Source organism: Bradyrhizobium sp. BRP56 (assembly GCF_020194035.1).
GTDB classification, from domain to species: Bacteria; Pseudomonadota; Alphaproteobacteria; order Rhizobiales; family Xanthobacteraceae; genus Bradyrhizobium; species Bradyrhizobium australafricanum.
The window spans coordinates 105,955-124,757 of sequence record NZ_JADYVV010000019.1; the positions used below are offsets into that span (position 1 = coordinate 105,955).

Genomic DNA, 18,803 nt, shown 5'->3' on the forward strand with positions numbered 1-18,803 from the left:
GTCGCGGACTGACGGCGCTACACCACCCGCCACACCCACTCGATGGCATGGGCAATGACGTCGCCGAACAGCAGCAGTGCCGCCGACCAGACCAGCGCGGAGACGAAATTGGCGATCTGGAATTGCCAGTACGACATCTCGAAAATGCCGGCCGCAAGCGGCACCGAGGCGCGCAGCGGACCGAAGAAGCGGCCGATGAAGATGCTGGGCACGCCCCAGCTCTTCACGAAGGCCTCGCCCCGCGGCAGGATCTCCGGGTAGCGCGACAGCGGCCACATCTGCGCGACCTGCTCCTTGTAGCGATAGCCGAACCAGTAGGAGACCCAGTCGCCGAGCGCGGCACCAACGCCGCCCGCGATCCAGATCGGCCAGAAGCTGATCCCGCTGACGCCGATCAGGGCGCCGATCGCGACCAGCGCACCCCAGGCCGGAACCAGCAATGAAATGAAGGCGAGCGATTCAGCGAACGCCAGCAGCATGACGATCGGAGCGGCCCAGGCCTGGTGGTGCCGCACGAATTCGGCCAGGGCCCGCGCAAGGTCTTCCATCTCGTCGTGTGCCTTCCCGCTCCGTTGAACCTCGAATGAACCTTTCTAGCGGCACGCAGCCTAAGAACAGGTAAGCCAGCCGATTGCGTGACATCAAGTCACAAAGGCGGGGATCGACCGTGATTTCCCGTAAGGCCCCTGAGGTCCAGGTTGGCATCTCCCTCACAAGAAAAAGGAATTACTGGATGATCGGATCGCTGATGATGTGCGTGAGCGTTCTCGTCCTGCTGTTCGGAATGCTCGCGGGCATCGCCATGGGTATCCAGCACGACTTCACGTTGGGACCGGCGCACGCGCATCTCAATCTGGTCGGCGGCGTGCTGCTGTTCCTGTTCGGCCTCTACTACCGGCTGGTGCCGGAAGCGGGCAGCATGCTGCTCGCCAGAATCCAGGGCTGGCTGCATATCGTCGGCGGCGTCCTGTTCCCGGCCGGCGTGGCCGCCGTGCTGCTGAAGGGACCGTCGTTCGAGGCGGCGCCGATCGTCGGGTCACTGCTGGTGGTCGCCGCCATGGCCCTGTTCACGGTCGTTGTATTCCGCACCTCGCAGGCGTAATCGCGGTTTCCTATCTATGGGGATGGCCGGGCTCCAGGGCGCGACCGTCCCCATTGGCAGCCCATCCGTGGCATAGTCAGAGCAACCGATTCGCCGCGCCGTGACCGGCGCGCCACTTGAAGAACCATGGCCAAATCATTGAAGTCGAACGCCAAAAGTAAATCTGCCGACGATCTGTTCGGAGCCCCGGAACCGAAGGGACGCGCCCCTGCGAAGGCTGCTTCGCGATCCGCTGGAAGCGCCGAAGCCGGCTATACGGCGGCTGACATCGAGGTGCTGGAAGGGCTGGAACCGGTCCGCCGGCGCCCCGGCATGTATATCGGCGGTACCGACGAGAAGGCCCTGCACCACCTGTTCGCCGAGGTGATCGACAACTGCATGGATGAGGCGCTGGCGGGCCACGCTACCTTCATCGACGTGGAGCTGACCGCCGACGGCTTCCTGACCGTGACCGACAATGGCCGCGGCATTCCGGTCGACCCGCATCCGAAATTCCCGAAGAAGTCGGCGCTCGAAGTCATCATGTGCACGCTGCACTCGGGCGGCAAGTTCGACTCCAAGGTCTATGAGACCTCGGGCGGCCTGCACGGTGTCGGTGTCTCCGTGGTCAACGCCCTCTCCTCGCGGCTCGAGGTCGAGGTTGCGCGTAGCGGGCAGTTGCACCGCATGACCTTCGAGCGCGGCCATCCCAAGGGCAAGCTCGAAGACCTCGGCAAGGTCAACAACCGCCGCGGCACGCGCATTCGCTTCAAGCCGGACACCGACATCTTCGGCGCCAAGGCGGCGTTCAAGCCGCAACGCCTGTTCAAGATGACGCGCTCGAAGGCCTATCTGTTCGGCGGCGTCGAGATTCGCTGGCACTGCGACCAGGAGCTCTTGAAGGGCGTCGAAGACGTCCCGGCGGAAGCCAAGTTCCACTTCCCCGGCGGCCTGAAGGATTATCTGGCCGCGGCGATCCACGCCGACACGCTGGTGCATCAGGATATCTTCTCCGGCAAATCCGGCCGCAGCGGCGCACATGGCGCCTGCGAATGGGCGGTGGCCTGGACAGCCGATGCCGACGGCTTCCTGTCGTCCTACACCAACACGGTGCCGACGCCCGATGGCGGTACGCATGAATCCGGCCTGCGCAGCGCATTGTTGCGCGGCCTCAAGGACCACGCCGAACGCGCGGGCCAGGGCAAGCGCGCGGCCTCCATCACCTCGGAAGACGTGATGGTGGGCGCGGCCGTGATGCTCTCGGTGTTCGTGCGCGAGCCTGAATTCCAGGGCCAAACGAAGGACCGCCTCGCCACCGCCGAAGCGCAACGCATCGTCGAGCAGGCGATGAAGGATCCGTTCGACCACTGGCTGTCAGGCAATCCGAACCAGGCCAACCGGCTGCTCGATTTCGTGATCGATCGCGCCGAGGAACGGCTGCGCCGCCGCCAGGAAAAGGAGACCGCGCGCAAGACCGCCGGCAAGAAACTGCGCCTGCCCGGCAAGCTCGCCGATTGCTCCGACGCCGGCACCGAAGGTTCTGAGCTCTTCATCGTCGAAGGTGACTCGGCCGGCGGCAGCGCCAAGCAGGCGCGCGACCGCAAGACGCAGGCCGTGCTGCCGCTGCGCGGCAAGATCCTCAACGTCGCCTCTGCCGGCAAGGACAAGCTGACCGCCAACGCGCAGCTCTCCGACCTCGTGCAGGCGATCGGCTGCGGCACGCTCGCGCATTACCGCGAAGAGGATCTGCGCTACCAGCGCATCATCATCATGACCGACGCCGACGTCGACGGGGCGCACATCGCATCGCTCCTGATCACCTTCTTCTACCGGCAGATGCCGCGGCTGATCGACGAAGGGCATCTCTATCTGGCGGTTCCACCGCTCTACAAGCTGAAGCACGGCACCAAGTCGATCTACGCCCGCGACGACGCGCACAAGGACGAGCTGCTGAAGAGCGAGTTCAACGCCAACGCCAAGGTCGAGGTGAACCGCTTCAAAGGCCTCGGCGAGATGATGCCGGCGCAGCTGAAGGAAACCACGATGGATCCGGCCAAGCGCACGCTGCTGCGCGTGGTGCTGCTGGCCGACGATCGCGAGGGCACCGCCGACTCGGTCGAGCGGCTGATGGGCACCAAGGCCGAAGCCCGCTTTGCCTTCATTTCCGACAAGGCCGAATTCGCCAGCGACGATCTGCTCGACGTCTAGGCCCAACCGATTGATCTGAAATGAGTTTCCGGCCGCCTCCAGATTGGGGCGGCCGTTGCCATTTTGCCCGTTCGGAGAGCCCCAGTGGCTTCGTTTTCGGCCGGATGTGTCTCACCAGCAACAGCATTTCCGGCGGAACCACGTATAGTTCAATCATGAGTTTCGGGAATCGGTGCCAGCGCACTCCCCTGAGCGACCTGATCGAACGCTAGTCGAGGATTTGGATATGAAGAAGATTTTGCTCGCTCTGACCGCGGTTGCTGCGATGACGGCATCGGCGTCGGCTGCCGATCTGGCCGCCCGCCCCTACACCAAGGCTCCTGCCCCGGTTCCGGTCGCTCCGAGCTGGACGGGCTTCTACATCTTCGGCGGTGGCGGCGGCGGCGTCTGGGATGCTGACACGGGCGTCCAGTCGACCGTCACGGGTGCGCCGATCCTCGGCTTCAACCAGCGCCAGGGCGGCGATGGCTGGTACGGCACCGTCGGTGCCGGTTACGACTGGCAGACCGCCAACAGCTGGGTCATCGGCGTGTTCGCCGACGGTCAGTTCGGCAGCCTGAAGGGCACCATCCAGGATCAGGGTCCGTTCGTCGCCGGCAACATCAAGAACGACTACAGCTGGGCGGCTGGTGCGCGCCTCGGCTACCTGATCGCGCCGAACGTCCTGTCCTACGTCAACGCCGGTTACTCCAGCTCGCACTGGAAGGGCACCACGCTGTTCAACACCGCGAGCGCGCTTCCCTCGGGTCTGCACACCAACGACTTCGATCGCGGCGGCTGGTTCGTCGGCGGCGGCGTCGAGAACAACCTGAACATCTTCGGCATCACCGCGCCGGGCTGGTTCATGAAGACCGAGTATCGCGCCGCTTACTACGACAACAAGAACATCTCGGAGCTGGTCGACGGCACCAACCTCTCGAACGGCCGCGACATCACCTTCAAGCCGCTTGTCCAGACCATCAGCACCTCGCTGGTCTACCGCTTCAACTGGACCGGTCCGGTTGTCGCCAAGTACTGAGCTGCGTACTGATCCCTGCTGAGATACAGACCAAAAGCCCCGGCATTGTCCGGGGCTTTTTTGTTGCCCGAACGTCCTGGAAATCGCCCCACGCGCAAGCCCGCCGGCGCAGGGCGGACCGGCTGTGGCCGATCTGGTCAGCGCCGTGACGATCGGGCACTCTCGCGCCCGGTTCAAACCTCAGCGGACAACAACAATGAAAAACGGACAGTTTGATCTCTCGGGCCGGGTCGCCATCGTCACAGGCGGCAATGGCGGCATCGGGCTCGGCATGGCGCGCGGCCTGGCGGACGCCGGCGCGGCGGTTGCCGTGGTCGGCCGCAACGAGGCGAAGTCGAAGGCCGCCGTCGAGGATCTCGGCAAGCGCGGCGCCAAGGCGATCGCGGTGGCAACCGACGTGACCGACAAGGCCGCCGTCGCGGCCATGGTCGAACGGGTCGTTCGCGAGTTCGGCCGGATCGACATTCTCGTCAACAACGCCGGCATGAGCATCCGCAAGCCTCCGCACGAGCTCGAACTGGAGGAGTGGAGCAAGGTGATCGACACCAACCTGACCAGCGCGTTCATGTGCTCGAAGGCGGCTTATCCGGCGCTCAAGGCGTCGGGGCACGGCAAGATCATCAATATCGGCTCGATGATGTCGATCTTCGGTGCGAGCTTCGCCGCGGCCTATGCCGCGAGCAAGGGCGGTATCGTGCAGTACACCCGCGCCTGCGCCAACGCCTGGGCTCCCGACAACATCCAGGTCAACGCCATCCTGCCCGGCTGGATCGATACCGACCTGACCAAAGGCGCGCGCCAGCAGGTGGCCGGGCTGCACGAGCGCGTGCTTGCGCGCACGCCGGCGGCACGCTGGGGCGCGATCGACGACTTCGCCGGCATCGCCGTGTTCCTGGCATCGCCCGCATCGGACTTCGTCACCGGCACCGCGATCCCCGTCGACGGCGGCTATTCGGTGATGGCCTGAAAACACGGGCGCTCTTCCGGTCGCGCGGCGCGCAGTTCAGCCCGCGGCCGGCGAATGCACGTGCTCCGGCCGCACCCCGACGGCGACCATACGTGCGGTGAGCCCTTGCAGCCAGGGCATTGCCGTGATCAACCGTAGCGCCAACGGCACCGGCTGATCGCCGGCCTTCAGCGCCGCGCTGATGATGTTGTTCTGCGCGATCACCTGCATGCGCTGTGTCACGCGCACCGGGAATTCGCGGCGCCGGCGCACCGCATCGAGCTCGTCTTCCGACGGCACGCCGTGAACGAGCTTCGCCGCCAGGATGTTGGCGGTCGCGACGGCATCCTGCACCGCGAGGTTGACGCCGACGCCGCCGATCGGCGACATCGCATGCGCGGCGTCGCCGATGCAGAGCAGGCCGGGACGGGTCCAGCGCGTCAGGCGATTGATCGCGACCGTGAGCAGCTTGACGTCGTCAAAGCTCTTCACGTCGGCAATGCCGGCCTTGAGGATCGGCGCCAGCCGCAGCACGTCGTCGAGCAGCGCCGGCAATCCCCTCGCCTTCACCGCCTCGTATTGGCCCTTGGCGATCACATAGGCACATTGCCAGTAGTCGCCACGATCGAACGTCACCATCATCTTGCCGTGCTCGACGCGGGCGAACAAATTCTCGGTCTCATCCGGACGCCGCCCGACGCGAAACCACAACACATCCATCGGCGCGCCGATCTCCTCGACGTCGAGGCCGGCGCGCTCGCGCACGATCGAATGACGTCCGTCGCAGCCGATGGTGAGATCCGCCTCGATCTCGACCGGGCCGTCGGGCGTGTTCGCGTGCACGCCTGCGACAGCATCGCCGCGCCGGATCAGATCGGTCGCCTCGGCCTTCATCAGCACCTTCAGCGAAGGAAAGCGCTTGCCGCTCTCGCGCAGGAAATTGAGGAAGTCCCATTGCGGCATCATCGCGATGAAGGGGTACTTGATGCTGAGGCGGCGGAGGTCGGCGATCCGCACCGAGGTGCCGCCGAACATGCCGTCGAGCGTCTGGATGTCCTGATGCGGCAGCTTCAGAAAGCCGTCGATCAGGCCGAGTTCGTCCATCACCTGCAGGGTCGACGGATGCACGGTGTCGCCGCGGAAGTCGCGGAAGAAGTCGGCGTGCTTCTCCAGCACCACGACATCGACCCCGGCGCGTCCGAGCAGATAGCCAAGCATCATGCCGGCCGGCCCGCCACCGACCACGCAGCAGCGCGCCCTGATCTGACGCTCGTTCGGCCCTGCCGGAGTGCCTGCATCCATGATGCCGTCCTCACCGCTGCCTCGCCCTTCAGAACCCGATTGTAACGCGGATCGGGTAACAAGGATGCAAGGCTATCGCCTGAAGGTCTTGATTTCCGACACGCTGCCGTCGCGATAGGTCAGCTCGACCGAGACCGCCCTGGTCTGCGGCGCAAGCTTCAGATAGGGCTGCGCGTCAGACGGGATCGCGCTGGGATCGCGCGAATTGCAGGATGGCATCTTCAGGACCTTGTCCGGCACCGAGGTGTCGATGCCGATGCGCACCTCGCGGATCGCGCAGCGATACGACATCAGGTGCGTATAGTAGACCAGCAGCCCGTTGAACTCGCGGAATGACAGCCAGCTGGTCGCGGTCATGTCGAGGATCTTGCGCTGGTCGCGGATCAACGCGGCGTCGGGATCGAACTTGATCGGGAACGGCCCCTGCATCATGCCTTGCGTATCGACATAGCGAATCTCGATCGTGGCGGCCGGCGCATCGGCCGGCAGCTCGACCGACGGATTGGGCATCCGCTTGCGCGTGCGCGGATCGAGCGTGTCGATGAAGCCGGTTTCGCGGAAATCGCCGCTGTCGCCGATCCGCCAGGAAATCCCGAGCGTCGGATCGGCGATCGAGAACACCACGGTCCAGCCGCCATTGTGCCGCGAGAAGCTCGCGATCGGCGCGTTGATCGAATCCTCCTTCGGCAGCTTCGGCACCGCGACCGGCGGCAGCGCGGCCACCTGCTGCGGCGGCGCGGACGGCTTGGCCGCCTCGGCCTGCCCCTTCGCGATCCCGTTCAGGAAGACATCGTCGACCATCTGGTCGAAATAGACCGGGATCTGCTTGTGCTTCACGGTCTCGGCCATCTCGCTGACCAGGCGCCGCGTGCGCTGCGCGACCTGCACGAGATTCTCGCCGGGCTGCAGCAGCTCCTTGGCGAAGGTCCGCGTGAACACCGAATTGGGATTGGCATCGTCGTTCGAAAGGCGGTCGAGCGCGGTCTGGCGCGGCCCCGCCGAGAACACCGAGAACACGCCCTCCGGCAGTTGCGTCATCGGCGCGAGGCCACCGCCGCCGGCGACCGCGCGCGTGCCGGCGCGCTCGAACGGATTGTTGCGGCAGGCGTCGAACACCAGGATCGAGGTGCGCGCCTTCTTGTTCTGCAAGCGCTCGACGATGCGGTCGGCGAGAACAGAGGCGTCGCGCACCAATTCCTCCTGCCCTTCGGTGGCGGCCGGGACGTCGGTCGGCAGCAGGAAATTCTGGCCGGCGATCTCGAAGCCGTGGCCGGCATAGAAGAAGAACGCGGTATCGCCGGGTTCCACGGAGCGGTCGAACGCGAGCAGCGTCTCGGAGAACGCCTGCCGGTTGAGGTTCTCGGCTACCATGACGCTGAAGCCGAGCTGCTTCAGCGTGTCGCCCATGGTGCGGGCGTCGTTGACCGCCTTCTGCAGCCTGGGCACGTTCCTGTAGTCATTGTTGCCGATCACCAGCGCGACGCGCTTTTCGGCCTGGGCGGGTGCGGCCGATGCGACAAATGCAACCGCCCAAAGGATCGCCGAAAGTCTCGAAAGCCAGCTCTTCATCCCGTTTTCCCGCCTGCACGACAAATGCGCCGCCCGTGCGACCGCCGCCTAATAGTCGGACCAGCCGTTTCGCCGGTTCAAGGCCGGCCGCGGACGGCCGTTCCGGCCGGCCACGCCAGGCCGAAATGAGGGATCCGATTTGTCTTAGGTCAAGTTTCTTTTTACGGCCCGCGTGATAGATTCGAACCTCCATCCGGTTCGAGCTCTCCGCACGTCGCAACGGCTTTTCCGTGCACACATGGTCTACTGATCAAGTCGATCCCAAGGATCGCTTCGACTATTGGCGCGAGGTCCGCGCCAAGGGGCTGTTCGGCGTCACCGCCGAGCTGGAAGCCGACCGGCGCCGCGACTTCTTCGGCGAGTTCTCGCTGCGCAAGCTCGGCGATGCCGGGCTGGTCGAGCTGCGCGCCTCGCCGTACCGTGTCGAACGGCGCACCGGCGACATCGCCGACGCGGCCAGCGACAGCCTGTGCATCTATCAGCAGCTTGGCGGCGGCGGCTGGTTCGGCGGCGCGCGGCTCGATGAATTTGCCGTTCGCGACGGCATGTTCGCGACCAGCTACTCGGACCTGCCCTATCGCACTGTCCCCCTGCACGACGACGGCTTCCACCTGCGCATCATCAAGGTCCCGGTCGCGAACATCGTCCCGCCGAGCGCCGAGCTCGGCGAACTCGTCCCCAGGCCGGTGCAGGATGAGACTGCGCTGCGGGCCCTGCTGGAAGCATGCTTCCGCGACCTCATCGAGAGCAACGATGCCGCGGCGGCGGGCACGGCGCCGACGGTGCAGGCGCTGGCCCATATCGCGCTGATCGAGCGCGGCATCATGCGGCCGAAGAGCCGCCTCGCGCAGCAGGCCTTGCGAACCGCCCATTTGTCGCTGGCCCGTCGCCTGATCCGGCGCCATCTGGCGCGTGCAGCGCTGTCGCCAACCCTGATTGCCGGCCTGCTCGGCATTTCGGTCCGTCATTTGCACATCCTGTTCGAGGAGACCGAGATGAGTTTCTCGGAGACAGTCACCGCGCTCCGGCTCGAACAAAGCCGCCGCCTGCTCCGCGAGCAGCCGAGGCAGACGATCGCCGAGGTCGCCTTTGCCTGCGGCTTCGAGAGCCTTGCGACGTTCTACCGCCTCTTCAATGCATCCGAATCCATGACGCCGGGCGACTACCGCGCGCAAACGGCCTGAGCGCCTGTCCGGACCGGCCAAGACACCGGCCGCGCCCCCTTCAGCTCCTTGAACTTCACATCGCCGCGCGATCCGGCTTTCGCTGAACCGAAGTGATCAGCCTGCGCGCATTGAGAAGATATTTTCCGGCCATTTCGCCAGAACCACTGCGGCGCTCCGCCCGGGTTCGGCACCGCAAATTTCCTTACCGGCGACGCGCGCTCTCATGCAGAGCGAGGGATCAGTCACGATGCGCGGTAAGCACGGGGATCACAGCCAGGAAACGCTAGCTAGAGGCGCGACGCGCATTTCTCTCGATGCCGCGGACCCGCGAGCGGATCAAATCCCGGCATCTGAGCCAGCCCGTCAAGGCTCAGCGGCGACCAGCAATCACGGCTGGGCGCCGCTGCTCGAAGCTTGCCTCGCCGACTTCAAGGAGGCCACGGAGGCCGGTGATACCGCTTGCATTCCTGCGCTGGTCAAGATCGTGGCGGACCTTGCGCTGATCGAGCGCGGTGTGATCAGGCCGGGCAGCCGCCGGGCGCAGCAGGCGCTGCGCGTCGGCCGGCTCAGCCTCGCGCGCCGCCTGATCACGCGCCATCTTGCCAGGCCAAGCCTGTCGCCTGGGATGGTCGCCGGCATGCTCGGCGTCTCGGTCCGCTACCTGCACGTCTTGTTCGAAGCGACCGGGACGAGCTTTTCGCAGACCGTCACCGCCCAGCGCCTGAGCGAGAGCCGAAGGCTGCTTTGCGAGAAGCCGCCGCGGCCGATCGCCGACATCGCCCTCACCTGCGGGTTCGGCAGCCTCGCCACATTCTACCGGATATTCGGCGATTCCGAAGGCCTGACGCCCGGCGGATTCAGGATGAAAAACAACGCGGAGGCCCCCGCTGTGGCCTCGCCGTCCGGGACGGGGGTCGTGATTCATTTGACCGCCAGATGACGAAAAGACGCGTATTTCAATCAAAACGTTAAGCTTTTTCGGCTATCCGGCCGGTTCCAAGATTGACTTTACCGCTTTCGCCCCTATGTTGCGGGCAACGCGGCCCTCGGATCGAAACGCGATTCGTCAGGTTTGCCGTCCGTCGGCGTTAGTCAGAGCCCCCGAGCTTTATAGAAAAGCGAGCCGTTTCGGGGCCGAACGCGACAGCCTTTTACCTGCGATGCCGAACGGCGGTTTCGACCAGAGGCTCAATGTCTTTTTCCAATCTAGGCCTGTCCGATAAGGTCCTCGCCGCAGTTGCGGCCACCGGTTACACCAACCCCACTCCCATCCAGGAACAGGCAATCCCGCACGTTCTCGCCCGGCGCGACGTCCTCGGCATTGCCCAGACCGGCACCGGCAAGACCGCTGCCTTCGTTCTCCCGATGCTCACCCTGCTCGAGAAGGGCCGCGCCCGGGCACGGATGCCGCGCACCCTGATCCTCGAGCCGACCCGCGAGCTTGCCGCGCAGGTGAAGGAGCAGTTCGACAAATACGGCGCCGGTCAGAAATTGAACGTGGCGCTCCTGATCGGCGGCGTCTCGTTCGGCGACCAGGACTCCAAGCTGATGCGCGGCGTCGACGTCCTGATCGCAACGCCCGGCCGCCTGCTCGACCACACCGAACGCGGCGGCCTGCTGCTCACCGGCGTCGAGCTGCTGGTGATCGACGAAGCCGACCGCATGCTCGACATGGGCTTCATCCCTGACATCGAACGCATTTGCAAGCTCGTCCCGTTCACGCGGCAGACCCTGTTCTTCACCGCGACGATGCCTCCGGAGATCAGCCGCATCACCGAGGCCTTCCTGCACAATCCTGCGCGGATCGAAGTCTCCAAGCCCGCGACCACCGCCGTCACCGTGACGCAATTGCAGGTCCCGGCCGGTCGCGAAGCGCATGACAAGCGCGAGATCCTCCGCCGCCTGCTGCGCGATGCCAAGGATCTCAACAACGCGATTATCTTCTGCAATCGCAAGCGCGAAGTCGCCGTCCTTCACAAGTCACTCCAGAAGCACGGCTTCAGCGTCGGTGCCCTGCACGGCGATATGGATCAATCCGCCCGCACCGCGGCCCTCGATCAATTCCGGAAGGGCGAGATTCCGCTGCTCGTCGCCTCCGACGTCGCCGCCCGTGGTCTCGACATTCCCGCGGTGAGCCACGTCTTCAATTTCGACGTACCGCACCACCCCGACGACTATGTCCACCGCATTGGCCGTACTGGCCGCGCCGGACGCACCGGTACTGCGATCTCCATCGTCACCTCGCTCGATAGCAAGTCGATGACCGCGATCGAGAAGCTGATCGGCCAGCCGATCCCGCGCGCTGAGGGCGACTACACCGTTCACAGCGAAGCCTCCGACGAGGACGCCGCGCCGCGCCGCTCGCGTGGCCGCGAAGGTTCGCGCGATGGTGCCCGCGGCGGCCGCAAGCCGCGCCGTGAGCGCGAAGCGCGCCACGGTGAGCGCGAGCCGCGCGAAGCGCGTCAGGAGCGGGAGCCCCGCGAGGAGCGCGCAGCGAAGCCGGAGCGTGAACCGCGCCACGGCCGCAATTCGGCTCCGCAGGCCGCTCCGTCGCACGTGCCGTCGATCGGGCGTGCCGAGCCACGGCGGCCGCAGCGCGAGGTGGACCATGAGCCCGCCGATCATTCGCACCTGCCCGCCTTCCTGCTGCGACCTGTGCGCGCACGCGCATAAGGCCTGCTCTGAAGCCGCCGCGCCAGCGGCGGTATTCCGGCCAATTCTGTTGCCGCCCGCGACCGGCGCACGCGCTGATCCTCAGCGTTTGAAGCAAATGCGCGCAGTTTGCGCCTCGCACCAAAGCGCGATGAGATTTGCGTGAAGCGTCATCGCGCCTTAGCTCGTTGTTTGAGCATGATCTTTTCGGAAAACCGCTGCGCACTTTTCCGGATCATGCTCTAAGCGAGCAAACGAAAAGCGCCCGAAAGTGGCGCTCAAGGCGGACAAACATCGGGCGCGCCGTATGGTCGTTGCAGCGGACTTCCCCGTAGTTCCACTGTTTACCTTGCCTTCACTCTCGTCCCGTACCCTCGCCCCAATAGTTTAGTCATTGCTGCCGGGTTTAATCGGCATTGCGTGCATTGAGGACGTGACAGTGGTCAAGCTGCTGGACGAACACGAACGTACGTTGGCCTTTGCCGAAGTCGCGCTTGGCCAGATCCGCTCGCTTCGCCAGACCGCCGTCCCCCGCAACTATGAAATCTGGTACGTCTACGCGACCGGATACAACGCGCCGCTCAACAAGGTCATCAACGAGACGCTGGCGCGCAGCGGCAAGCTCTCTGAATCCGATCTCGAGCAGATCTACGAAACCTACCTTTCGCACATCAAGACCTCGGACCGCATCGACAAGGTCGGCGCGCGCGTCATCGGCGAGATCGACGCCGTCATGAAGTTGATCACCGATGCGCTCGGCGTGTCCGCGACCTATGACGCCAGCCTCGTCGGTGCCAGCGATAAGCTTGCGAGCGCGACCACCCGCGATCACATCAAGGCAATCGTCGATAGCCTGGCGAAATCGACGCGCGAGATGCGCGAGACCAATCAGGCATTGGAGAACCGGCTCGCGCTGTCGAAGTCGGAGATCAGCGACCTGCAGCACAGCCTCGAGGCGATCCGTGCCGAGAGCCTGACCGATCCGCTCACCGGCCTCGGCAACCGGAAATATTTCGACCGCTCGATCGACATGGCGGTGCAGGCCGCGCTCGCCAGCGGCGAGCCGCTGTCGCTCCTGATGTTCGACATCGACCACTTCAAATCGTTCAACGACTCCTACGGCCATCTCACCGGCGACCAGGTGCTGCGGCTGGTGGCGCAGTCGCTGAAGCAGAACATCAAGGGCCAGGACATCACCGCCCGCTATGGCGGCGAGGAATTCGCCGTGGTGCTTCCCAACACGGCGCTGCGCCAGGCGCTGACGGTCGCCGACCACATCCGCCGCGCCGTGATGGCCAAGGAGCTGAAGAAGAAGTCGACCGGCGAGATCCTCGGCCGTGTCACGATCTCGGTCGGCGTCTCCATGCTGAAGCCGACTGACGACACCGACTCGCTCATCGAGCGCGCCGACGCCTGCCTCTATGCCGCCAAGCGCGCCGGCCGCAACCGTGTGATCTGCGAGGCCGATCCGGAATACAGCGCCGAGATCCAGACCCGCGTGGCGTGACTTCCCTCACGTCCTCCACAGTCATTGCGAGCGAAGCGAAGCAATCCACCTAACCGCATATGCGGACCCATGGATTGCTTCGCTTCGCTCGCAATGACGTGGATGGATTGGCCGCCTCAGGATGCGGATCGCTTCTTTGCCGATCGCTTCTTCTTGGCCGATGGCCTCTTCGCGACCGCCTTTTCTGCCGTAGCTTTCCTGCTCGCAGTCTTCTTCGCAGGCGCCTTCGACTTTCGCGCAGCCGCTCGTTTCCTCGGCCGCTTGCGCAGCGCGGCGCGCTGGGCGGCGCCGAGTGCCGACCGTGCCCAGACCGCGAGTTCTTCCGAATCATCGAACAGCCGTGCCGGCAGCTGCCAGTACGAGTTCACCGTCACCGTCTTGGAGCGCGTCTGATACTGGAACGGTCCGCAGCCTTCCGCCTCGAATTGCGGAATGGTTTGATCGTCGGCGCGGAAATAAAGCCCGGCCCGCAGGGCCAGCGCGAAGTTGGTGCCGTCAGCCGAGATGCCGTAGCCGGAGAACATCCGGCGCAGCGCGACCGGGCCGAAATCGGCGAACAGGTCGGTGAGGAATTCGCGGTCCATGTGCCAATCGCCCCCGTTCTGTCGCCTCATGGTAAGGAGCATGTCTCCATCCATGTCATTGCGAGCGTAGCGAAGCAATCCATCGCGCAACAAGCGGAAACATGGATTGCTTCGCTACGCTCGCAATGACGGGCAACACAGGTGCCGATCACACAACAATCGATATGCGGACGTCTCTAGACCGTGGCCGGCTTGAGCTGCACCGATTCGCCGCAACCGCAGGCGGAGACCTGGTTCGGGTTATTGAACACGAACTGGGCCTGCATTTTGTCGGCCACATAGTCCATCTCGGTTCCAAGCAGGAACAGCACGGCCTTCGGATCGACCAGGATCTTCACGCCCTTGTCCTCGACCACTTCATCGGTCGGACGGATCTCGTGAGCGTATTCGACGGTATAGGACTGTCCGGCGCAGCCGCCATTCTTGATGCCGACGCGCAGCCCGACGATCTCGGAATCCGCGCGCTTGGTCAGCTCGGTGATCCGCTCCGCGGCGGCATCGGTCAGTTTCATGACCTGCGGGCGCGGCCGCTTCGGCTTGGCTGGGGTTGGTGAAGCTTGCGTCATGTCACTCATGTGGTCAGTCCCAGCGGCAAATCAATTGCCGATCTTCTTGAGCCTAAGTCCAATCCGTAAAGGTTCTTGATCAGAACCTTTACCTCTTGTTCTGACGCGTTTTCTTCACGCGAACCGGCATCCACTTCGCTCGAAAACGCTGCGACGCATCACCACATATTGAGGACGAGGCGCGCCTCGTCCGACATCCGGTCCGGCGTCCAGGCCGGATCCCACACCAGGTTGACGTTGACGACGCCGACGCCGGGAACGCTGGCGACCGCGTTCTCCACCATCTGCGGCAGCTCGCCGGCGGCCGGGCAGTTCGGCGTGGTCAGCGTCATCATGATGTCGACCGAGCGATCATCCTTGAGATCGACCTTGTAGATCAGGCCGAGTTCGTAGATGTCGGCCGGGATTTCCGGGTCGAACACCGTCTTCAGCGCCGCGACGATCTCGCCGCTCATGCGCTCGGTCTCCTCCGCCGGCAGTGCCGAGGTGGTTTCCATGGTGGCCGTCTTGACTTCGGCTGTATCGGTCATGCGAACAATTCCCGCGCCTTGATCAGCGCCTGCGCCAGATGGTCGACTTCTTCCCTGGTATTATACATCCCGAAGGATGCACGGCAGGTGGCCGTGACGTTGAACCGCTCTAAAAGCGGCATCACACAATGCGTGCCGGCGCGCACCGCAATGCCCTGACGATCGATCACGGTCGCGACGTCATGGGGATGCGCGCCCTTCATTTCGAACGAGATCACCGGGCCCTTGTTGCGAGCGGTTCCGATCACGCGCAGCGAGTTGATCTCGCGCAGGCGCTCCTGCGCATAGGTGAGAAGCTCATGCTCATGCGCGGCGATGCGCTCCTTGCCGATCGAATTGACGTAGTCGATCGCAGCCCCCAGCCCGATCGCCTCGACGATCGGCGGCGTCCCGGCCTCGAACTTGTGCGGCGGATCGCCATAGGTGACCCAGTCCTTGGCCACCTCACGGATCATCTCGCCGCCGCCGTTGAACGGCCGCATCGCCACCAGATGCTCGTGCTTGGCATAGAGCGCGCCGATGCCGGTCGGTCCGTACACCTTGTGGCCGGTGAAGGCGTAGAAATCGCAATCGAGGTCCTGGACGTCGATCGGCAGGTGCACCGCACCTTGCGCGCCGTCGACCAACACCGGGATGCCGCGGTCGTGCGCCAGCCGGATCACGTCCTTGACCGGAACCAGCGTGCCGAGCGCGTTCGACATCTGGGTGATCGCGACGATCTTGGTGCGCGGGGTCAGGAGCTTCTCGAACTCCTCGATCAGGAAGTTGCCCTCGTCGTCGACCGGTGCCCACTTGATCACGGCACCATGGCGCTCCCTGAGGAAGTGCCAGGGCACGATGTTGGAGTGGTGCTCCATGATCGAGAGGACGATCTCGTCGCCCTCCCTGATGTTCACCCCGCCCCAGGACGACGCCACCAGGTTGATCGCCTCGGTGACGTTGCGGGTGAAGACGATCTCTTCATTGCGGCGGGCGTTGATGAACTGCGCGACGTTGCCGCGGGCGCCCTCATAGGCCTCGGTCGCGGCATTGGCGAGGTAATGCAGGCCGCGATGCACATTGGCGTATTCGCTCTTGTAGGCCTCGGTCATGCGGTCGAGCACCGCATTCGGCTTCTGCGCCGAGGCCGCGTTGTCGAGATAGACCAGCGGCTTGCCGTAGATCTGCATGGCGAGCGCCGGGAAATCCTGCCGCACCAGCGCGACGTCGTAACTGCCGTTGGCGACCGCCTTGTGCATGCTCACGCCCTCGCCTGAAGCCAGCGCTGCGCGGTGGCAATTGCGACCTCGCGCAACGCGTCGCTGGCGATGGTCTCGATCGCCTCGCCGACGAAGGCCTGGATCAGGAGCGCCTGCGCTTCCTTCTCGGGCAGTCCGCGGGCGCGCATGTAGAACAGCAGGCTCTCGTCGAGCGCGCCGGTGGTCGCACCGTGACCGCAGGTGACGTCGTCGGCGAAGATCTCGAGCTCGGGCTTGTTGTCAGCCTCCGCGTCGTCGGACAGCAGCAGCGCACGGGTCATCATCTTGGCGTCGGTCTTCTGCGCGTCGGGGCGGACGATGATGCGGCCCTGGAACACCGAATGGGCGCGGTCGTCGACGACGGCACGGAAGATCTCGCGGCTCGCGCAGTGCGGCACCGCGTGATCCATGAACAGCGTGGTGTCAGCGTGCTGCTTGCCGTTGATCAGATTGACGCCGTTGGTCTCGACCGTCGAGCCCTCACCGGCGCAGGTCACCGCCAACTGGTAACGGCTGACATGACCGCCCGAGGTCAGGCCGAAGGTGTTGAAATGGGCATGCGCGCCGAGCGACACCGTCGCCGAGGAAATATTGAAGGCATCGACGCTGTCTTCGACCAGGCGCACGTGATCGAGCCGTGAATTGTCGCCGATCGCAACAACCAGTCCGTCATGGGTCTGGTAGGCCTTGGCGCCGTCCACGGCGAGATAGCTCTCCACCAGCGTCACGCCGGTATCGCGGCCGAGCCGGAGCAGCGACCGCGTGAACGTCGAGGCCGGCGCGGTGCCGGATGCGACATGCACGATATGCAGCGGCTGGGTCAGCACCGCGCCGTTGGCGACGTCGATGACGACACCGTCGGTCGCCATCGCGCCATTCAGCGCGATCATGGGGTTGGCGGCATCGGACGCGAGAGCCTGTGTCGCGACGATCTCGTCGCCGGCTTCCAGCGCAACGCGCAGCGGATTGATCGAGAGCCCTTTCTCCAGATCCTTCCAATCGGAGAGATCAGGCGCGAACGCGCCGTCGACCAGCACCAGGCGCCGGACGCCTTCGATCGCGCGGGCCTCTACGACGGCCCTGGCGCGGCTCAGCGCGGCATCATCCGGGGATGCAGCGAGCGGCAGCACTTCGCGCATCAGCGCGCGCAGGTCGGTGTATTTCCAGTCCTCGATCCGGCGATGCGGCAAGCCTGATCGTTCATAAGCCTCGAAGGCCTGGCGCCGCTGATCGGCGATCTTGCCCTCGCCCGGCAGACGGTCGCGCACCACGGCGAATGCGTCGCCCAGCGCGCGCCCGGTCTCGGTCTTTGCAACAACGTTCATCACAAAACCCGCGTTTGTCAGGCAGCGTCTTCGAACTGCGTGTAACCGGACTCTTCCAGCTCCAGCGCCAGCTCCTTGCCGCCGCTCTTCACCACCCGGCCCTTCGACATCACGTGCACGAAGTCGGGCACGATGTAGTTGAGCAGCCGCTGATAGTGGGTGATCACGACCATCGCGCGCTCCGGCGAGCGCAGCGCGTTGACGCCGTCGGCCGCGATCCGCAGCGCGTCGATGTCGAGGCCGGAATCCATTTCGTCGAGGATGCAGACGGCCGGCTCGAACAGCGCCATCTGCAGAATCTCGTTGCGCTTCTTTTCGCCACCGGAGAAGCCGACATTGACGCCGCGCTTCAGCATGTCCTGTGGGATGTTCAGCGACTTGGCGACCTCGCGGACCTTCTTGAGGAAGGCCGGCGACGAGATCTCGTCCTCGCCGCGCGCCTTGCGCTGGGCGTTGAGCGCCGCATGCAGGAAGTTCCAGGTGGTGACGCCGGGAATCTCGACCGGATATTGGAACGCCAGGAACACGCCTTTGGCGGCGCGCTCGTTGGGCTCCATCTCCAGGAGGTCCTCGCCCCTGAACAGGATCTGCCCGCCGGTGACTTCATAGCCCGGCTTGCCGGCGATGACGTGGGAGAGCGTCGACTTGCCGGAGCCGTTCGGCCCCATGATCGCGTGCACCTCGCCCGGGTTCACGTTAAGCGACAGCCCGTGGAGGATCTCACGCTCCTCGACACGAACCTGCAGATCTTTCACTTCAAGCAGAGACATCTGATTTTTCCTGAGCATCACCCCGAGGCGCGTCGGCCGCGCCGTTGGCGGGATGGATTAGCCAACCGAACCTTCAAGGCTGATCGAGATCAGCTTCTGCGCTTCCACCGCGAACTCCATCGGCAGTTGCTGCAGCACGTCCTTCACGAAGCCGTTGACGACGAGGCCGACGGCTTCTTCCTGCGAGAGCCCGCGCTGGATGCAGTAGAACAGTACGTCCTCGGAAATCTTCGACGTCGTCGCTTCATGCTCGAACGTCGCCGAGGAATTCTTGGCCTCGACATAGGGCACGGTGTGCGCGCCGCATTTGTCGCCGATCAGAAGCGAGTCGCAGGCGGTGT

Annotated in this window: 18 protein-coding genes; 8 read left to right on the forward strand and 10 right to left on the reverse strand. The window is 64.7% G+C overall.

Going from position 1 to position 18,803, the window contains the following annotated elements:
- Window positions 1-17: 17 nt before the first annotated feature.
- A complete protein-coding gene (locus I6F38_RS16090; protein ID WP_028332199.1) occupies window positions 18-548 on the reverse strand; it encodes a DedA family protein in 531 nt (176 codons plus the stop codon).
- Window positions 549-733: 185 nt separating this feature from the next.
- On the opposite strand from I6F38_RS16090, the gene I6F38_RS16095 reads away from it, so the two are divergent.
- From I6F38_RS16095 to I6F38_RS16110, 4 genes are all read left to right on the forward strand, one after another.
- Window positions 734-1,102 carry a hypothetical protein gene (locus I6F38_RS16095; protein WP_018271460.1) on the forward strand — a complete coding sequence of 123 codons (369 nt, stop codon included), beginning with the start codon at window positions 734-736 and terminating at the stop codon, window positions 1,100-1,102.
- A 126-nt stretch (window positions 1,103-1,228) separates the two neighbouring features.
- Entirely contained in the window at window positions 1,229-3,289 is a 2,061-nt protein-coding gene (gene parE, locus I6F38_RS16100; protein ID WP_225161023.1) for a DNA topoisomerase IV subunit B, read from the forward strand.
- Between the two features lie 226 nt (window positions 3,290-3,515).
- Window positions 3,516-4,307 (forward strand): hypothetical protein, encoded by a 792-nt coding sequence (locus I6F38_RS16105; protein WP_076828706.1) that lies wholly within the window; start codon window positions 3,516-3,518, stop codon window positions 4,305-4,307.
- Window positions 4,308-4,503: 196 nt separating this feature from the next.
- Complete coding sequence (locus tag I6F38_RS16110) at window positions 4,504-5,274, forward strand: glucose 1-dehydrogenase (protein ID WP_225161024.1); 771 nt, start codon at window positions 4,504-4,506, stop codon at window positions 5,272-5,274.
- 36 nt (window positions 5,275-5,310) lie between these two features.
- On the opposite strand, the gene I6F38_RS16115 is transcribed toward I6F38_RS16110, so the two are convergent.
- A complete protein-coding gene (locus I6F38_RS16115) occupies window positions 5,311-6,555 on the reverse strand; it encodes an FAD-dependent oxidoreductase (protein WP_225161025.1) in 1,245 nt (414 codons plus the stop codon).
- Between the two features lie 72 nt (window positions 6,556-6,627).
- Complete coding sequence (locus I6F38_RS16120; protein ID WP_225161026.1) at window positions 6,628-8,124, reverse strand: caspase family protein; 1,497 nt, start codon at window positions 8,122-8,124, stop codon at window positions 6,628-6,630.
- Between the two features lie 230 nt (window positions 8,125-8,354).
- Between I6F38_RS16120 and I6F38_RS16125 the strand changes: the two genes are divergently transcribed.
- The 4 genes from I6F38_RS16125 to I6F38_RS16140 all read left to right on the forward strand — a co-directional run bounded on the left by I6F38_RS16125 (window position 8,355) and on the right by I6F38_RS16140 (window position 13,449).
- Window positions 8,355-9,308 (forward strand): helix-turn-helix transcriptional regulator, encoded by a 954-nt coding sequence (locus I6F38_RS16125; RefSeq protein ID WP_225161027.1) that lies wholly within the window; start codon window positions 8,355-8,357, stop codon window positions 9,306-9,308.
- 229 nt (window positions 9,309-9,537) lie between these two features.
- The gene (locus I6F38_RS16130; RefSeq protein WP_225161028.1) at window positions 9,538-10,230 is read left to right on the forward strand and encodes a helix-turn-helix transcriptional regulator; all 693 of its coding nucleotides are present in this window, start codon (window positions 9,538-9,540) and stop codon (window positions 10,228-10,230) included.
- A gap of 251 nt (window positions 10,231-10,481) precedes the next feature.
- Window positions 10,482-11,963: a DEAD/DEAH box helicase gene (locus tag I6F38_RS16135; protein ID WP_225161029.1), complete on the forward strand. Its 1,482-nt coding sequence runs from the start codon at window positions 10,482-10,484 to the stop codon at window positions 11,961-11,963.
- A gap of 418 nt (window positions 11,964-12,381) precedes the next feature.
- The gene (locus tag I6F38_RS16140; RefSeq protein WP_225161030.1) at window positions 12,382-13,449 is read left to right on the forward strand and encodes a GGDEF domain-containing protein; all 1,068 of its coding nucleotides are present in this window, start codon (window positions 12,382-12,384) and stop codon (window positions 13,447-13,449) included.
- 116 nt (window positions 13,450-13,565) lie between these two features.
- Here the strand turns inward: I6F38_RS16140 and I6F38_RS16145 are convergent, their stop codons facing one another.
- The 7 genes from I6F38_RS16145 to I6F38_RS16175 all read right to left on the reverse strand — a co-directional run.
- A complete protein-coding gene (locus tag I6F38_RS16145) occupies window positions 13,566-14,033 on the reverse strand; it encodes a TfoX/Sxy family protein (protein WP_225161037.1) in 468 nt (155 codons plus the stop codon).
- A 176-nt stretch (window positions 14,034-14,209) separates the two neighbouring features.
- Window positions 14,210-14,599 carry an iron-sulfur cluster assembly accessory protein gene (locus I6F38_RS16150; RefSeq protein ID WP_050384272.1) on the reverse strand — a complete coding sequence of 130 codons (390 nt, stop codon included), beginning with the start codon at window positions 14,597-14,599 and terminating at the stop codon, window positions 14,210-14,212.
- A 158-nt stretch (window positions 14,600-14,757) separates the two neighbouring features.
- Window positions 14,758-15,129, reverse strand: a complete 372-nt coding sequence (locus tag I6F38_RS16155; RefSeq protein WP_016845787.1) for an SUF system Fe-S cluster assembly protein — start codon at window positions 15,127-15,129, stop codon at window positions 14,758-14,760.
- A complete protein-coding gene (locus tag I6F38_RS16160; protein ID WP_225161031.1) occupies window positions 15,126-16,373 on the reverse strand; it encodes a cysteine desulfurase in 1,248 nt (415 codons plus the stop codon). The genes I6F38_RS16155 and I6F38_RS16160 overlap by 4 nt, the downstream gene beginning before the upstream one ends.
- Entirely contained in the window at window positions 16,370-17,692 is a 1,323-nt protein-coding gene (gene sufD / locus I6F38_RS16165) for a Fe-S cluster assembly protein SufD (protein WP_225161032.1), read from the reverse strand. The genes I6F38_RS16160 and sufD overlap by 4 nt, the downstream gene beginning before the upstream one ends.
- A 17-nt stretch (window positions 17,693-17,709) precedes the next feature.
- Window positions 17,710-18,462 carry a Fe-S cluster assembly ATPase SufC gene (gene sufC / locus I6F38_RS16170; protein WP_092083483.1) on the reverse strand — a complete coding sequence of 251 codons (753 nt, stop codon included), beginning with the start codon at window positions 18,460-18,462 and terminating at the stop codon, window positions 17,710-17,712.
- Between the two features lie 57 nt (window positions 18,463-18,519).
- Window positions 18,520-18,803: SufD family Fe-S cluster assembly protein (locus I6F38_RS16175; RefSeq protein ID WP_225161033.1), on the reverse strand; the 284-nt coding region annotated here is incomplete at its 5' end.

Bases quoted from the DNA above. Each gene is read 5' to 3' on its own strand.
- I6F38_RS16090 (WP_028332199.1), bottom strand. From the start codon at position 548: ATGGAAGACCTTGCGCGGGCCCTGGCCGAATTCGTGCGGCACCACCAG.
- sufD (WP_225161032.1), bottom strand. From the start codon at position 17,692: ATGAACGTTGTTGCAAAGACCGAGACCGGGCGCGCGCTGGGCGACGCA.
- I6F38_RS16110 (WP_225161024.1), top strand. From the start codon at position 4,504: ATGAAAAACGGACAGTTTGATCTCTCGGGCCGGGTCGCCATCGTCACA.
- sufC (WP_092083483.1), bottom strand. From the start codon at position 18,462: ATGTCTCTGCTTGAAGTGAAAGATCTGCAGGTTCGTGTCGAGGAGCGT.
- I6F38_RS16150 (WP_050384272.1), bottom strand. From the start codon at position 14,599: ATGACGCAAGCTTCACCAACCCCAGCCAAGCCGAAGCGGCCGCGCCCG.
- I6F38_RS16135 (WP_225161029.1), top strand. From the start codon at position 10,482: ATGTCTTTTTCCAATCTAGGCCTGTCCGATAAGGTCCTCGCCGCAGTT.
- I6F38_RS16105 (WP_076828706.1), top strand. From the start codon at position 3,516: ATGAAGAAGATTTTGCTCGCTCTGACCGCGGTTGCTGCGATGACGGCA.
- I6F38_RS16115 (WP_225161025.1), bottom strand. From the start codon at position 6,555: ATGGATGCAGGCACTCCGGCAGGGCCGAACGAGCGTCAGATCAGGGCG.
- I6F38_RS16095 (WP_018271460.1), top strand. From the start codon at position 734: ATGATCGGATCGCTGATGATGTGCGTGAGCGTTCTCGTCCTGCTGTTC.
- parE (WP_225161023.1), top strand. From the start codon at position 1,229: ATGGCCAAATCATTGAAGTCGAACGCCAAAAGTAAATCTGCCGACGAT.
- I6F38_RS16155 (WP_016845787.1), bottom strand. From the start codon at position 15,129: ATGACCGATACAGCCGAAGTCAAGACGGCCACCATGGAAACCACCTCG.
- I6F38_RS16130 (WP_225161028.1), top strand. From the start codon at position 9,538: ATGCGCGGTAAGCACGGGGATCACAGCCAGGAAACGCTAGCTAGAGGC.
- I6F38_RS16145 (WP_225161037.1), bottom strand. From the start codon at position 14,033: ATGGACCGCGAATTCCTCACCGACCTGTTCGCCGATTTCGGCCCGGTC.
- I6F38_RS16120 (WP_225161026.1), bottom strand. From the start codon at position 8,124: ATGAAGAGCTGGCTTTCGAGACTTTCGGCGATCCTTTGGGCGGTTGCA.